Here is a 15228-nt window from a genome sequence, read left to right on the forward strand (position 1 = left end):
AGTGCGTCGTACGGCCCTTGTGCGCCGCCCGTCCCGGGGGCAGGGTGGCCCCATGAACCGCGTCAACGACGCCGCTGGTCCCACGTCACCCGAGGGCATTCGCAACGTCGTGCTCGTGGGGGCGTCGGGGGCGGGGAAGACTGCCCTGTTCGAGCGTCTGGTGGCGGCCCGGGTCCCGGGCCGTCGTTCGCGTGACGGCGACCCCCCGACGACCACTGCCCTGGGCGCGGCGTCGGTGCCCAGCGGCGCGGTCGTGGTCAACCTCCTCGACACCCCGGGCCACCCGGACTTCGTCGGTGAGGTCCGCGCAGGGCTGCGCGCGGCCGACGCCGCGCTGTTCGTGGTGTCGGCGGCCGACGGGGTGGACGAGGCGACCCGGCTGCTGTGGCGCGAGTGCGACGCCGTGGGGATGCCGCGGGCGGTGGCCGTGACCCGGCTGGAGGCGGCGCGTGCCGACTACGACGCGACCGTGGCCGCCTGCCGGCGCGCCTTCGGCGACACCGAACCGCTCGCGCTTCCCCTGGTCCGGGACGGCTCCGTACGCGGCCTGCTCGCCCTGCTGCGCCGGACCGTCAGGGACGCCGGGGACGGGAACGGCAGCGGCCCGGTGCCCGACCGCGAGCCCGACGCGCAGGAGGCGGAGCTCATCGACGCGAGGCGGCCGCAGTTGCTGGAGTCGGTGATCGAGCAGTCGGAGGACGAGGCGCTGCTCGACCGCTACCTGGCCGGGGAGGAGGTCGACCCCGACGCGGTCTCCGCCGACCTGCGGGCGGCGATCGCCACGGCGCGGTTCTTCCCGGTGCTGCCCACCCACACGCCCACGGGCGTGGGGGTCGAGGAGCTGCTGGAGCTGTTCGAGCACGGCTTCCCCTCGCCCGCCGACGCGCCCGTCCCCACCGTCTACACGCCCGCCGGTGGTGCGTTCGGCCCCGTGACCTGCGACCCCGACGGCCCGCTGGTCGCCGAGGTCGTGCGCACGACGACCGACCCGTTCATCGGTCGGCTCTCCCTGGTGCGGGTGTTCTCGGGCACGCTGCGCCCGGACGAGCCTGTGCACGTCTCGGGCCACCTGCAGCACTTCGCCGACCACCTCGTGGACGAGCACGCCGACCACGACTCCGACGACGAACGGGTCGGGCCGCTGTCGTCACCGCTTGCCGACGAGACCCGCCCCAAGGGCGTGGCGGTCGCCGGCGACCTCGCGCTCGTCACCAAGGTCTCCTCCGCCGAGACGTCCGACACGCTGTCGCGCCGCGACCAGCCGGCCCTGGTCGAGCCCTGGGTCCTGCCCAACCCCCTCCTGCCGGTCGCCATCCACGCCCGGTCCAAGAGCGACGAGGACAAGCTCGCCGCCGCCCTGCAGCGGCTGGCCGCCGAGGACGTCACGCTCCGCCTGGAGCACAACGCCGAGACGCGCCAGCTCGTGCTCTGGGCGATGGGTCCCGCCCACGTCGACCAGGTCATCTCCCTGCTCTCCTCCCGGCACCACGTGGCGGTCGACGTCGAGCCGGTGCGGACGTCGCTGCGCGAGACCTTCGCGCGACCGACGACGGTGCAGGGCAGGCTGGTCAAACAGTCCGGCGGGCACGGCCAGTACGCCGTGTGCCACCTCGTGGTCGAGCCGCTGGAGCGCGGGGCGGGCATCGAGTTCGTCGACAAGGTCGTCGGCGGGGCCGTGCCGCGGCAGTACATCCCGTCGGTGGAGAAGGGTGTCCGCAACCAGCTCGCGAAGGGTGTCCTCGCCGGGTACCCGGTCGTCGACGTGCGCGTGACCCTCACCGACGGCAAGGCGCACTCGGTCGACTCCTCGGACATGGCGTTCCAGACGGCGGCGGCGATGGCCCTGCGCGAGGCGGCCAACGACACCACCGTGGCGCTGCTCGAGCCGGTCGACGTCGTGCACATCGAGGTCTCCGACGACGCCGTGGGCAGCGTCCTGGCCGACCTGCGCGGCCGGCGCGGCCAGGTCCACGGCACCGAGCCCGCCGACCTGCCGGGACGCACCGTCGTCCACGCCGAGGTGCCGGCGCACGAGCTGTCGCGCTACCCCGTCGACCTGCGCTCGGTCTCCCACGGCACGGGTTCGTTCACCAGGGCCTTCGCCCGCTACGACTACATGCCGCCCGCACTCGCGCGCGAGGTCGCCGCAGCCACCGGCTGAGCCGACCCGCCGGTTATGCGGCGTCGCGCGGTGGCTATGCGTCCTTCGCCCGGGCCGTCGCCTTCTCCCTCGTCCGGGACGACCCTTGCGCGTGCGTGGCCCGGTCGGGACCACGCGCCGTACCGACGAAGGGTGTGTGCGCATGAGGTCAAAGGGAACCCTGTCCAAGCTGCTGGTCGTGGTCGGTCTGCTCGTGGGGGGACTGTTCGCGGTGCCCAGCCAGGCGAGCGCCGCCACGGTGTGCAGCAACACCGACGGCTCGTACCTGTCGCGTGACGTCAGGAACAGTGCGGGTGAGCTCATCGCCACGCTGTGGTGGCACGGCACGACCACGGGCAAGGGCTGCTACGTCCTGCGCGCGGCGAAGTGGGAGGGCACTCCCCACTACATGCTGCTGCGCATCTGCAACTACGACTACAGCCGCTGCAGCGGCGAGGACGCCGGCATCTACAGCTCCTACGCCGGCCCCATCTACTTCGACCCGGTCTGCACGAACGCCCGCGTGATCGTGCACAGCCCGTCGGGCTCGGTGGCCTTCGACAAGCGCATCGCGGCAGGTCCCTGCGAGTAGCACCCGCACCGGGGGGTGGGTGGCCGGCGCCGCCCACCCCCCGGTGTGCCGCCCCCGTCCGCGGCACCCGCCCGCGGGCCCTAGCCTTGGTCCGTGGACTGGAGCGACTACGACGCTGCCCTGTTCGACCTCGACGGTGTGCTGACCCCCACCGCCGAGGTCCACATGCGGGCCTGGGACGTCATGTTCAACGCCTACCTGCGTGACCGCGGTGACGGGCAGGAGGCCTACACCGACGCCGACTACTTCGCCTCGGTCGACGGCAAGCCGCGCTACGACGGTGTGCGCAGCTTCCTCGCCTCCCGCGGCATCACCCTGCCCGAGGGCACTCCCGAGGACGGCCCGGAGCAGGAGACCGTCTGCGGCCTCGGCAACCGCAAGAACGCCGCGTTCGGCGAGGTCCTGCGCGACGAGGGCGTCACGCCGTACCCCGCGTCGGTGGCCCTGCTCGACCGGCTCGCCGAGCTCGGCGTCGCCGTCGCCGTGGTGTCCTCCTCCCGCAACGCCCCCGCCGTCCTCGGGGCTGCCGGCCTCGCCGACCGCTTCGAGGTCGTCGTGGACGGCCAGGTCGCGGCCGCCCGCGGGCTGCCGGGCAAGCCGGCCCCGGACACCTTCCTGTACGCCGCCGAGCAGCTGGGCGTGCCGCGTGAGCGGGCCGTCGTGCTCGAGGACGCCCTGTCCGGGGTGCAGGCCGGTCGCGCCGGGCGCTTCGGCCTCGTCGTCGGGGTCGACCGTGGGGCCGGTGCCCAGGAGCTCCTCGACGGCGGTGCCGACCTGGTCGTCGCCGAGCTCGACGAGCTGGTCCGGCCGTGAGCCACGACGGCACCGGGTTCGCAGGGTCCGCCCGACGGGACCCGGTCGACCGCACGCGGTTCCCCGTCGACGAGTGGCGCTGGACCGAGACCGGCTACTCCAACGACGACCTCGGCGTCACCGAGACGGTGTTCTCCGTCGGCAACGGCTACCTCGGCATGCGCGGCAACCCCGAGGAGGGGCGCGAGACCCACGCCCACGGCACGTTCATCAACGGGTTCCACGAGACCTGGCGCATCCGGCACGCCGAGGACGCCTTCGGGTTCGCCACGACCGGCCAGACCATCGTCAACGTCCCCGACGTCAAGACGATCAAGCTCTACGTCGACGACGAGCCGCTGCTGCTGTCGGTCGCCGACCTCGAGCACTACGAGCGCTCCCTCGACCTCGCCGACGGCGTCCTGCGGCGCTCGCTGATCTGGTGCACGCCGTCGGGCAAGCGGGTCAGGGTCGAGTCGCAGCGGATGGTCTCGTTCGAGCAGCGCCACCTCGCGGTGATGACGTTCGAGGTGACCCTGCTCGACGGTGACGCCCCGGTCGCCATCTCCTCGCAGGTGCTCAACCGCCAGGACGGCCAGGACGAGTACTTCGTCAAGGCCGCGGCCATGGGCGCCGGGTTCGACCCGCGCAAGGCGAGCACGTTCAACGACCGGGTGCTGCTGCCGCAGAGCCACTGGTGCAGCGAGCGCCGCGCCATCCTCGGCTACCGCTGCGCCAGCTCCGGCATGACCGTCGCGGTGGCCGTGGACCACGAGATCCGCACCGACAACGCCTTCGAGGAGCTGGCCCACGCGGAGGAGGACCTCGCGAAGAAGGTCTACCGCGTCACCGCCCGCCAGGGTGTGCCCATCACCATCACCAAGGTCGCCGCCTACCACTCCTCGCGCGGGGTGCCCGTGCGCGAGCTGGTCGACCGCGGGCGCCGCACCCTGGACCGGGTGCGCGAGGTCGGCGTCGACGAGGTCTTCCGCGAGCAGCGCCGCTGGCTCGACCGCTTCTGGGCCGACTCCGACGTCGTCGTCGACGGGCACCCGGAGGTGCAGCAGGCGATCCGCTGGAACCTGTTCCAGCTCGCGCAGGCGGCCGGCCGGGTCGAGCAGGCCGGCATCCCCGCCAAGGGCGTCACCGGGTCCGGCTACGAGGGCCACTACTTCTGGGACACCGAGACCTACGTCCTGCCGTTCCTCAGCTACACCTCGCCGTGGATGGCCCGCGGCGCTCTGCGCTTCCGCTACCAGATGCTCCCCGCGGCCAGGCGCCGCGCCCGCGAGCTCTCCCAGTCCGGCGCCGCCTTCCCGTGGCGCACCATCAACGGCGAGGAGGCCTCGGCCTACTACGCGGCCGGCACCGCGCAGTTCCACATCAACGCCGACATCGCCTACGCCCTGTCCAAGTACGTCAGCGCCACCGGCGACGAGGACTTCATGATGCGTGAGGGCATCGACGTGCTCGTCGAGACCGCGCGCATGTGGGCCGACCTCGGCTTCTGGCTCGGCCGCCGCGAGCCGAAGTTCCACATCCACGGCGTGACGGGTCCCGACGAGTACACGACCGTCGTCAACAACAACCTCTTCACCAACGTCATGGCCCGGGACAACCTGCGGCAGGCGGCCCGCTGGTCGCGGATCCTGCAGGAGCGCCGGCCGATGGACTACGCGCGGATGGTCTCGCGGCTCGAGGTCGACGAGGAGGAGATCGAGGAGTGGGCGCGGTGCGCCCAGGGGATGCACATCCCGTACGACGAGGCCATGGGCGTGCACCCGCAGGACCAGCACTTCCTCGAGCGGGAGGTGTGGGACCTCGCGGCGACCCCGGCCGACAAGCGACCCCTGCTGCTCCACTACCACCCGCTGGTCATCTACCGCTTCCAGGTGCTCAAGCAGGCCGACGTCGTGGCGGCCCTGTTCCTCCAGGGCGACCTGTTCAGCGTCGAGGAGAAGCGCGCGGACTTCGAGTACTACGACCCGATCACGACCGGCGACTCCACCCTGTCGGCGGTGGTCCAGTCGATCATCGCCGCCGAGGTGGGCTACCAGGACCTGGCCCTGCGCTACTTCCACACCGGCCTCTACGTCGACCTGGCCGACCTGCACCGCAACGCCGCCGACGGTGTCCACATCGCCTCCTGCGGCGGGGTCTGGAACGCCACCGTCTACGGCTTCGGCGGCATGCGCGACCACAACGGCACCCTGACCTTCGACCCACGCCTCCCGGCCGCCTGGCCGCGGATGGAGTTCCGCCTGCGGGTGCGCGGCTCCCGGGTGGTCGTCGAGTTGCTCCCGGAGTCGATCTCCTTCACCGTCGTCGAGGGCGGACCCGTCGAGTTCGTCGTCCGCGGCGAGCGGGTGCAGGCCGCGCCCGGTGCGCCGGCCGTCGTCGCGCTCGAGGGCCAGGGTCCCCTCATCACCCGCGAGCTGGGCACCATGCCGTTGGTCGGCCGCGGCGACGAGCACGAGATGGTCTACACGGCAGGGGTGCCGGACCCGCACCGTCGAGCCCGCTCCAACGGCAACGCGGGCAACGGCCCGACCGACGGCTACGGCCCCCCAGCCGCCACCGTCCCCCCGGCACGCACCCCGGTCGGCCCGGGAGAGCCGCCCGTCTGACCACGTACCCCTGCACGGGAACATCGGCGGCGCCCACGAAGTTGAGCCTGATGTACTCAAGTTTGCGACCCCGGATTTGCACGCGCCGGGTGCGCGTCCTAACTTGAGTGAAGGAAACTCAACCTCGAGCACCACAGGAGCATCACCATGGCACGTGCGGTCGGCATCGACCTCGGCACCACCAACTCGGCCGTCGCCGTCCTCGAGGGCGGCGAGCCGACGATCATCGCGAACGCGGAGGGTGGGCGCACCACGCCGTCCGTCGTCGCGTTCTCCAAGGGCGGTGAGGTGCTCGTCGGCGAGATCGCCAAGCGCCAGGCCGTCACCAACGTCGACCGCACCGTCCGGTCGGTCAAGCGCCACATCGGCACCGACTGGAAGTCGCCCGAGATCGACGGCAAGGTCTACACGGCCCAGGAGATCAGCGCCCGCATCCTGCAGAAGCTCAAGCGCGACGCCGAGTCCTACCTCGGCGAGGACGTGACCGACGCCGTCATCACCGTCCCCGCGTACTTCGACGACCACGAGCGCCAGGCCACCAAGGAGGCCGGTGAGATCGCGGGCCTCAACGTCCTGCGCATCATCAACGAGCCCACCGCGGCCGCGCTCGCCTACGGCCTCGACAAGGGCAAGGAGGACGAGCTCATCCTCGTCTTCGACCTCGGTGGCGGCACGTTCGACGTGTCCCTCCTGGAGGTCGGCAAGGACCCCGAGGACGGCTTCTCCACGATCCAGGTCCGCGCGACCAGCGGTGACAACCAGCTCGGTGGCGACGACTGGGACGAGCGCATCGTCACCCACCTGCTCACCACGGTGAAGAACACCTCCGGCGTCGACCTGTCCAAGGACAAGATCGCCATGCAGCGCCTGCGCGACGCGGCGGAGCAGGCCAAGAAGGAGCTCTCCTCCTCGACCAGTACCAACATCTCGCTGCAGTACCTCTCGATGTCGGAGAACGGCCCGATCCACCTCGAGGAGACGATGAGCCGCGCGCAGTTCGAGCAGCTCACCAAGGACCTCCTCGACCGCACCAAGCAGCCGTTCCACAACGTCATCAAGGACGCCGGCATCTCGCTGTCCGACATCGACCACGTGGTCCTCGTCGGCGGCTCGACCCGCATGCCGGCCGTGAGCGCGCTGGTCAAGGAGCTCACCGGGGGCAAGGAGCCCAACAAGGGCGTCAACCCGGACGAGGTCGTGGCCGTGGGCGCGTCCCTGCAGGCCGGTGTCCTCAAGGGTGAGCGCAAGGACGTCCTGCTCATCGACGTCACGCCGCTGTCGCTCGGCATCGAGACCAAGGGTGGCCTGTTCACCAAGCTCATCGAGCGCAACACCGCCATCCCGACCAAGCGCTCCGAGGTGTTCTCCACCGCCGAGGACAACCAGCCGAGCGTCCTCATCCAGGTGTTCCAGGGTGAGCGCGAGATCGCCCAGCACAACAAGCAGCTCGGCACCTTCGAGCTCAGCGGTATCGCGCCCGCGCCCCGTGGCGTGCCGCAGGTCGAGGTCACGTTCGACATCGACGCCAACGGCATCGTCAACGTCTCCGCGAAGGACCGCGGCACCGGCCAGGAGCAGAAGATCACCATCTCCGGTGGCTCGGCCCTCGCCAAGGAGGACATCGAGCGGATGATCAAGGAGGCCGAGGCGCACGCCGAGGAGGACCGCAAGCGCCGCGAGGAGACCGAGGCCCGCAACACCGCGGAGAACCTCGTCTACTCCACGGAGAAGTTCCTCACCGACAACGCCGACAAGCTGCCCGCCGACGGCCGCGGCGACGTCGACACCGCGCTCGCGGACCTCAAGGAGGCCCTGAAGCCGGAGTCGGGTGCCACGCCCGAGGACATCTCGGCGAAGACCTCCAAGCTGTCCGAGGAGTCGCAGAAGCTGGGCACGGCCATGTACGCCGCCGCGGCCGAGTCCGACCAGGCCGCTCCCGGCGCCGGGGCGGACGGCTCGACCGGCTCGACCGGGGCGAACGCCTCCGACGACGACGTCGTGGACGCCGAGGTCGTCGAGGACGACGAGGAGAAGAAGTGACCGACCAGCACCCGACGGCTGACCAGCCCGACGGAGCCGAGGCGATGGTGGGTTCGGAGGAGTTCGAGCCCACCACCGCCGAGGCGGCGGTGCAGGAGCAGGAGGCCGTGGCGAGCCAGCAGCCCGCCGGCGAGACCGCGGCCCCCGGCGACGCGCACCCCGACACGGCCCTGGCCGCCGAGCGGCTCTCGGACCTGCAGCGGCTGCAGGCCGAGTACGTCAACTACAAGCGGCGCGTCGACCGCGACCGCGCGGTGGTGCAGGAGCGCGCTGCCCAGTCGGTCATCGAGGCCCTGCTGCCGGTGCTCGACGACATCCACGCCGCGCGCGAGCACGGTGACCTCGAGGGCGGCCCGTTCGCGTCCATCGCCGACAAGCTCGAGTCGACCCTGGGCAAGTTCGGCCTGGAGCGCTACGGCGCCGCGGGGGAGGAGTTCGACCCCAACCTGCACGAGGCGCTCATGCACACCGCCTGGCCGCAGGACGGCTCGGTCGCCCCGACCGGCTCGACGACCGTCGTGCAGGTGCTCCAGCCGGGGTACCGTGCCGGCGAGCAGGTCCTGCGGGCGGCGCGCGTCGCCGTGGCCGACCCCGAGTGACCCGAGCAGCACGCACGGCTCCACCAGCACGACGACACGCCACCCGACCCGCCACCCGACCCACCACCCCGCACCGCTGAGAGGAGGACGCCATGGCCAGCCAAGACTGGTTCGAGAAGGACTTCTACGCGATCCTCGGCGTCCCCCAGGACGCTGACGCGGCCGCGATCAAGAAGGCCTACCGCAAGCTCGCCCGCAAGCACCACCCCGACCAGAATGCCGGGGACGCCGCGTCCGAGCAGCGCTTCAAGGACATCGGCGAGGCCCACTCGGTCCTCGCCGACCCCGAGAAGCGGCGCGAGTACGACGCGGTGCGCCAGATGGCTCGCGGCGGCGCCCGCTTCACCGCGGGCGGTCCGGGCGGCGGCCCGGGGGCGGGCGGCTTCGAGGACGTGTTCTCGTCGATGTTCGGCGGCGGTGGTGGAGGTGGGCCGCGCGTCCGCTACTCCACCGGCGGCGGGGGCGGTCAGCCGAACCTCGAGGACCTGCTCGGCGGCATGTTCGGCGGGGCCGGCGCGGGCTCGCCGTACGGCGGTGGTGCGGGCTTCCGCGCCCCCACCGGCCCGCGCAAGGGCGGTGACCTCACCGCCCGCACCTCGCTGTCGTTCCGTGACGCGGTCCAGGGGGCCACGGTCACCCTCGGCACCGGCGGCGGCGACCAGATCACCACGCGGATCCCGGCCGGGGTCAGGGACGGCCAGAAGATCCGGCTGCGCGGCAAGGGCCAGCCGGGCGACCGGGGGGCCGAGCCCGGCGACCTCATCCTCACCGTCACCGTCGACAAGCACCCGGTCTTCGGGCGCGACGGCGACAACCTCACCGTCGACCTGCCGGTGACCTTCGCCGAGGCGGCGCTCGGCGCCACGGTGTCCGTGCCGACCCTCGCGGGCGACCCGGTCAAGGTGCGCATCGCCCCCGGTACCCCGAGCGGTCGCGTCCTGCGCGTCAAGGGCCGTGGGGTCCCGGTGAAGTCCGGGCCCGGCGACCTGCTCGCCAAGGTGATGGTGGTCGTGCCGCAGCGGCTCTCCGACGACGCGGTGGCGGCAGTGGAGGCGCTGAGGGCGCTGGACGAGGGCCATGACCCGCGCGCCGAGCTCTTCGCCAACGCCCGGAGGTGACCCGTGGTGGCCGAGGTCCGAGGTTTCTCGCCTGACGACGACGCGCCGGTCTTCGTCATCTCCGTCGCGGCCACGCTGGCCGGGATGCACGCGCAGACGCTGCGGCAGTACGACCGGCTGGGCATCGTCAGCCCGTCCCGCACCCGCGGTGGGGGACGGCGCTACTCCGGTCGCGACGTGGCGATGCTGCGCGAGGTGCAGCGGCTCTCACAAGAGGGTGTCAGCCTCGCCGGCATCCAGCGCATCCTCGAGCTCGAGAACCAGGTGGACGCGCTGCAGGCCCGCGTCCACGAGCTGGACCGCGAGGTCACGGCCCTGCGCGGCGCCGCAGGCCTCGGGCAGCGCGTGTTCGCCGTGGGCCCGACCGGTGACGTCATCGCGGTCCGGGCGGGGCAGCGGCCGCGCAGCGGCAGGTCCCAGGCCCTCGTCGTGTGGCGCCCCTCACCCCGCGGCTGAGCCGCTGGTCCACCCCTGCTCGCTCGCCCCGCGCGGCTCTCGTCGCGGGTCACCCGCGACGAGGCATACTCACTGCGTGAGCGAGCACCTGCTGGTCTTCCCCGACCGTGACACCGCCGACGAGGTCGCGGCTGAGCTCGTGGAGGAGGGGTTCGCGGCCCGGGTGGTCCGCGAGGCCCTCGCCGGCGAGGACGACTCCGAGGACCACGAGTGGGCCGTCCACGTAGTCGAGGAGATGGTGGCCGACGAGTCCGGCCCCGTCGAGGGCGGGCTGCGTGACCGCTTCAGCGCGCTCGCCGAGGAGCGGGGCGGCTGGTACGACCCCGAGCCCACCACCCCCGTCCTCTAGGACCGCCGCACCTCCGCCACACCTCCGCCAGGCGGCCCCGCGGCTCGGGCCCTTCGTCCCGGGAGCGGCTGCGGCCGAGGGCCCATCGTGGTCAGGTGACCGCGAAGCCAGCCCTGTCCGACCTCGCCATCGCCCGTGCCGCGCGGCTCGAGGACATCGACGTCGTCGCAGACGCCGCCGGGATCCCCCGTTCGCGGCTCGAGCACCACGGCCGGCACCTCGCCAAGGTCCACCTCGCCGCGGCCGACGACCTCGCCGACCGACCTGCGGCCAAGTACGTCGTCGTCACCGCGATCACGCCGACGCCGCTCGGTGAGGGCAAGACGACGACCGCCATCGGGCTCGCCCAGGGGCTGGCGCAGCTCGGGGCCCGGGCCACCGTCACCCTGCGGCAGCCCTCCATGGGGCCGACCTTCGGCATCAAGGGCGGAGCCGCGGGGGCCGGGCTCAGCCAGGTGCTGCCGATGGAGAAGCTCAACCTGCACCTCACCGGGGACTTCCACGCGGTCACCGCGGCCCACAACCTGCTCGCCGCCATGCTCGACAACCACCTGCACCACGGGAACGAGCTCGGCATCGACGTGCGCAGCATCTCCTGGCGCCGGGTGCTCGATGTCGACGACCGGGCGCTGCGCGGCATCGTCGAGGGTCTGGGTGCGCGCATCGACGGGGTGCCGCGACAGTCCGGCTTCGACATCACGGCGGCCTCCGAGGTCATGGTCATCCTCGCGCTGTCCACCTCGCTGAAGGACCTGCGCGAGAGGCTCGGACGGGTCGTGGTGGCGTTCACGACCGCGGGCCGCCCCGTCACCGCCGAGGACCTCAGGGCCGCCGGGGCGATGGCGGTCATCCTCAAGGACGCCCTGGAGCCCAACTTGCTGCAGACCAGCGAGAACACGCCCGTCCTCGTGCACACCGGACCCTTCGGCAACATCGCGACCGGCAACTCCTCGGTCGTGGCGGACCTCATCGGCATCCGGACCGGCGACTACCTGCTGACCGAGGCCGGCTTCGGGTCCGACATGGGCGCGGAGCGGTTCTTCAACGTCAAGTGCCGGGTGTCGGGGCTGCGTCCGGACGCCGCGGTGCTCGTCGCCACGGTGCGCTCGCTCAAGGCGCACTCGGGGCACTACGAGGTGGTGGCCGGCCGCCCGCTTCCCCCAGAGATGCTCGCCGAGCGGCCCGCAGCGGTGCAGTCCGGCGCCGCGAACCTGCGACGGCACCTCGAGATCGTGAGGTCGTTCGGCGTCTCCCCGGTCGTGGCCATCAACGCGTTCCCGGGCGACTTCCCCTCCGAGCACGCCGTCATCCGTCGCGTCGCCGAGGCGGCCGGCGCGCGGGTCGCGGTGTCCACCCACGTCAGCGACGGCGGTGCGGGGGCCAAGGCCCTCGCGGAGGCGGTGGTCGAGGCGTGCGACGACCCGCACGACTACGTCCCCACCTACGAGCTCGACGAGCCGCTGCGCCAGAAGATCGAGGCGGTGGCGACCCGCGTCTACGGTGCGGACGGCGTCGACCTCGCCCCGCAGGCCGCCAAGGACCTCGAGAGGTTCGAGCGGCTCGGCTTCGGGGGCTTCCCGGTCGTCATCGCGAAGACCCACCTGTCCCTCTCCTCCGACCCCACCCTGCGAGGCGACCCCCGCGGCTGGCGGCTGCCGGTCCGCGAGGTCCGGGTCGCCGCCGGCGCCGGCTACGTCTACGCGATCAGCGGCGAGATGCGCACCATGCCGGGCCTGCCCAGGCACCCGGCCGCGGAGTCGATCGACCTCGACGAGCACGGTGAGGTGGTCGGGCTGTCCTGACGCGCCCCTCCGGAAGGTCCCGCAACCGGTGCCTGTGCAGGTCAAGGTTGAGCGGAATACACTCAACTTTGGAGCCGTTGCCTCCAGTGAGCCCACCCCCGAGACACCGCATCCCGAACACCAGGAGCACCCAGGCATGGATCTGAAGCCCACCGCGAAGGTCGCCGAGGCCCTCGCCCTCGCCCAGCGTGCCGCGCAGTCGGCCGGCCACCCCGAGATCACCCCCGACCACCTGACGAGCGCGCTCATCCAGCTCGAGAACGCCCAGGCGGACGTCCTCCTCCAGGCCGCCGGCACCGGGGCGGCGCACGTGCTCGGCCAGGCCGACGCCCGGCTCCGGACGCTGCCCACGACGACCGGCGCGACGCAGCCCCCGACGTTCGGTCGCGAGGCCGTCGCCGTGCTCCAGCAGGCCGACACCCTCATGCGCGCCAAGGGCGACACCTACCTCGCCGGTGACCTGCTCCTGCTCGCGCTCGCGGAGACCGGTCACCTGGCCGCGGTGCAGAAGCGCGGCGCCAAGGACATGGAGGCCAAGATCGACGCCCTGCGTGGTGGGCGCAAGGTGAGCAGCGAGACCCCCGCGGAGGGCGGTGAGGCGCTGGAGAAGTACGGCACCGACCTCACCCAGGCCGCCCGCGACGGCAAGCTCGACCCCGTCATCGGCCGCGACACCGAGATCCGCCGCGTCGTGCAGGTGCTCGCGCGCCGCACCAAGAACAACCCCGTGCTCATCGGCGAGCCCGGCGTCGGCAAGACGGCCGTCGTCGAGGGACTGGCCCAGCGCATCGTCGACGGCGACGTGCCGGAGTCCCTGCGCGAGAAGCGGCTCATCAGCCTCGACCTCGCGGCCATGGTGGCCGGCGCGAAGTACCGCGGCGAGTTCGAGGAGCGGCTCAAGGCCGTCCTGGAGGAGATCAAGGCCAGCAACGGCCAGATCGTCACCTTCATCGACGAGCTGCACACGGTCGTCGGCGCCGGTGCGTCCGGCGAGGGCGCCATGGACGCCGGCAACATGCTCAAGCCGTTGCTGGCCCGCGGTGAGCTGCGGCTGGTCGGCGCGACGACCCTCGACGAGTACCGCCAGCACATCGAGAAGGACCCAGCGCTCGAGCGCCGCTTCCAGCAGGTGTTCGTCGGTGAGCCGTCGGTCGAGGACACCATCGCGATCCTGCGCGGGCTCAAGGAGCGCTACGAGGCGCACCACAAGGTGGAGATCGAGGACGCGGCGCTCGTGGCTGCGGCCAGCCTGTCCGACCGCTACATCAGCGGCCGGCAGCTGCCCGACAAGGCCATCGACCTCGTCGACGAGGCGGCCTCGCGCCTGCGCATGGAGATCGACTCGTCGCCGGTGGAGATCGACCAGCTGCGCCGTGCCGTCGACCGGCTGCGCATGGAGGAGCTGCACCTCGCCCGGGAGACCGACGAGGCCTCGGTCGAGCGGCTCGAGCGCCTGCGCAAGGACCTCGCCGACAAGTCCGAGGAGCTCGCCGCGCTCAACGCCCGCTGGGAGTCGGAGAAGTCCGGGCTCAACCGGGTCGGCGACCTCAAGTCGCAGATCGACGAGGCGCGCAGCCAGGCCGACCGGCTCCAGCGCGAGGGCGACTACGAGAAGGCGTCGCGCATCCTCTACGGCGAGATCCCGGCCCTGGAGAAGTCGCTGCGCAGCGCGCAGGAGGCCGAGGGCAGCCAGGCCGAGGACCTCATGGTCAAGGAGCGCGTGGGCGCCGACGACATCGCCGAGGTCATCTCGGCGTGGACCGGCATCCCCGCCGGCCGCCTGCTGCAGGGCGAGACCGAGAAGCTGCTGTCGATGGAGTCGATCATCGGCTCGCGCCTCATCGGCCAGACCGCTGCGGTCGAGGCGGTCAGCGACGCCGTCCGCCGCTCCCGGGCCGGGCTCTCCGACCCCGACCGCCCGACCGGGTCGTTCCTCTTCCTGGGTCCGACCGGTGTCGGCAAGACCGAGCTCGCCAAGAGCCTCGCCGACTTCCTCTTCGACGACGAGCGCGCCATGGTGCGCCTCGACATGAGCGAGTACTCCGAGCGCCACGCGGTCGCGCGGCTCATCGGGGCGCCGCCCGGGTACGTCGGGTACGAGGAGGGCGGCCAGCTCACCGAGGCGGTGCGGCGGCGCCCGTACTCCGTCGTGCTGCTCGACGAGGTGGAGAAGGCTCACCCGGAGACGTTCGACATCCTGCTGCAGGTGCTCGACGACGGCCGGCTCACCGACGGGCAGGGTCGCACGGTCGACTTCCGCAACGTCATCCTCGTGATGACGAGCAACCTCGGCAGCCAGTTCCTCATCGACCCGCTCATGGACGAGCAGGCCAAGCGGGAGGCCGTCATGGGGGTGGTGCGGGCGAGCTTCAAGCCCGAGTTCCTCAACCGCCTCGACGAGGTCGTCATCTTCGACGCGCTGACCTCCGACGAGCTCGCCCACATCGTCGAGCTGCAGGTGCGTGAGCTGGCGACGCGCCTCGTCGACCGCCGCATCACCCTCGAGGTCACCGACGCGGCCCGGGAGTGGCTGGCGATCACCGGCTACGACCCCGCGTACGGCGCCCGGCCCCTGCGCCGGCTGGTGCAGAAGGAGATCGGCGACCGGCTCGCCAAGGCGGTGCTGTCCGGGCAGGTCCGCGACGGTGAGAGCGTCGTCGTCGACCGCGATGACGACGACGACCACCTCGTCGTGCGGGCTGCCGCCTGATCG

General features: G+C 72.1%; 11 protein-coding genes. All 11 read left to right on the top strand.

Going from position 1 to position 15228, the window contains the following annotated elements; genetic code table 11:
• The first annotated feature begins 52 nt into the window (after nucleotides 1-52).
• The 11 genes from ABEA42_RS09610 (at nucleotide 53) to clpB (ending at nucleotide 15225) form a co-directional block, all read left to right on the top strand.
• The gene (locus ABEA42_RS09610; RefSeq protein WP_345502818.1) at nucleotides 53-2161 is read left to right on the top strand and encodes an elongation factor G-like protein EF-G2; all 2109 of its coding nucleotides are present in this window, start codon (nucleotides 53-55) and stop codon (nucleotides 2159-2161) included.
• Nucleotides 2162-2303: 142 nt separating this feature from the next.
• On the top strand, nucleotides 2304-2732 hold the full coding sequence (locus tag ABEA42_RS09615; RefSeq protein WP_345502820.1) for a hypothetical protein: 429 nt from the start codon (nucleotides 2304-2306) through the stop codon (nucleotides 2730-2732).
• A gap of 93 nt (nucleotides 2733-2825) precedes the next feature.
• Nucleotides 2826-3545, top strand: a complete 720-nt coding sequence (locus tag ABEA42_RS09620) for an HAD family hydrolase (protein WP_345502822.1) — start codon at nucleotides 2826-2828, stop codon at nucleotides 3543-3545.
• The gene (locus ABEA42_RS09625) at nucleotides 3542-6151 is read left to right on the top strand and encodes a glycoside hydrolase family 65 protein (protein ID WP_345502824.1); all 2610 of its coding nucleotides are present in this window, start codon (nucleotides 3542-3544) and stop codon (nucleotides 6149-6151) included. The genes ABEA42_RS09620 and ABEA42_RS09625 overlap by 4 nt, the downstream gene beginning before the upstream one ends.
• A gap of 147 nt (nucleotides 6152-6298) precedes the next feature.
• The gene (gene dnaK, locus ABEA42_RS09630) at nucleotides 6299-8191 is read left to right on the top strand and encodes a molecular chaperone DnaK (RefSeq protein ID WP_345502825.1); all 1893 of its coding nucleotides are present in this window, start codon (nucleotides 6299-6301) and stop codon (nucleotides 8189-8191) included.
• The gene (grpE, locus tag ABEA42_RS09635) at nucleotides 8188-8790 is read left to right on the top strand and encodes a nucleotide exchange factor GrpE (protein WP_345502827.1); all 603 of its coding nucleotides are present in this window, start codon (nucleotides 8188-8190) and stop codon (nucleotides 8788-8790) included. The genes dnaK and grpE overlap by 4 nt, the downstream gene beginning before the upstream one ends.
• A 92-nt stretch (nucleotides 8791-8882) precedes the next feature.
• Nucleotides 8883-9908, top strand: a complete 1026-nt coding sequence (locus tag ABEA42_RS09640; protein ID WP_345502829.1) for a DnaJ C-terminal domain-containing protein — start codon at nucleotides 8883-8885, stop codon at nucleotides 9906-9908.
• A gap of 84 nt (nucleotides 9909-9992) precedes the next feature.
• Entirely contained in the window at nucleotides 9993-10364 is a 372-nt protein-coding gene (locus ABEA42_RS09645) for a heat shock protein transcriptional repressor HspR (RefSeq protein WP_425572049.1), read from the top strand.
• 76 nt (nucleotides 10365-10440) lie between these two features.
• Nucleotides 10441-10713 carry a ribonuclease E inhibitor RraB gene (locus ABEA42_RS09650; RefSeq protein WP_345502831.1) on the top strand — a complete coding sequence of 91 codons (273 nt, stop codon included), beginning with the start codon at nucleotides 10441-10443 and terminating at the stop codon, nucleotides 10711-10713.
• A 95-nt stretch (nucleotides 10714-10808) separates the two neighbouring features.
• Nucleotides 10809-12515, top strand: a complete 1707-nt coding sequence (locus tag ABEA42_RS09655; RefSeq protein ID WP_345502834.1) for a formate--tetrahydrofolate ligase — start codon at nucleotides 10809-10811, stop codon at nucleotides 12513-12515.
• Between the two features lie 136 nt (nucleotides 12516-12651).
• Complete coding sequence (gene clpB, locus ABEA42_RS09660; RefSeq protein ID WP_345502836.1) at nucleotides 12652-15225, top strand: ATP-dependent chaperone ClpB; 2574 nt, start codon at nucleotides 12652-12654, stop codon at nucleotides 15223-15225.
• Nucleotides 15226-15228 lie beyond the last annotated feature (3 nt).

The sequence above is a fragment of the Pedococcus ginsenosidimutans genome, from assembly GCF_039544395.1.
Lineage (GTDB): Bacteria > Actinomycetota > Actinomycetes > Actinomycetales > Dermatophilaceae > Pedococcus > Pedococcus ginsenosidimutans.

Coding starts and splice junctions, on each gene's coding strand:
- ABEA42_RS09610 (WP_345502818.1), top strand. CDS start 53: ATGAACCGCGTCAACGACGCCGCTGGTCCCACGTCACCCGAGGGCATT.
- ABEA42_RS09615 (WP_345502820.1), top strand. CDS start 2,304: ATGAGGTCAAAGGGAACCCTGTCCAAGCTGCTGGTCGTGGTCGGTCTG.
- dnaK (WP_345502825.1), top strand. CDS start 6,299: ATGGCACGTGCGGTCGGCATCGACCTCGGCACCACCAACTCGGCCGTC.
- ABEA42_RS09640 (WP_345502829.1), top strand. CDS start 8,883: ATGGCCAGCCAAGACTGGTTCGAGAAGGACTTCTACGCGATCCTCGGC.
- ABEA42_RS09645 (WP_425572049.1), top strand. CDS start 9,993: ATGCACGCGCAGACGCTGCGGCAGTACGACCGGCTGGGCATCGTCAGC.
- clpB (WP_345502836.1), top strand. CDS start 12,652: ATGGATCTGAAGCCCACCGCGAAGGTCGCCGAGGCCCTCGCCCTCGCC.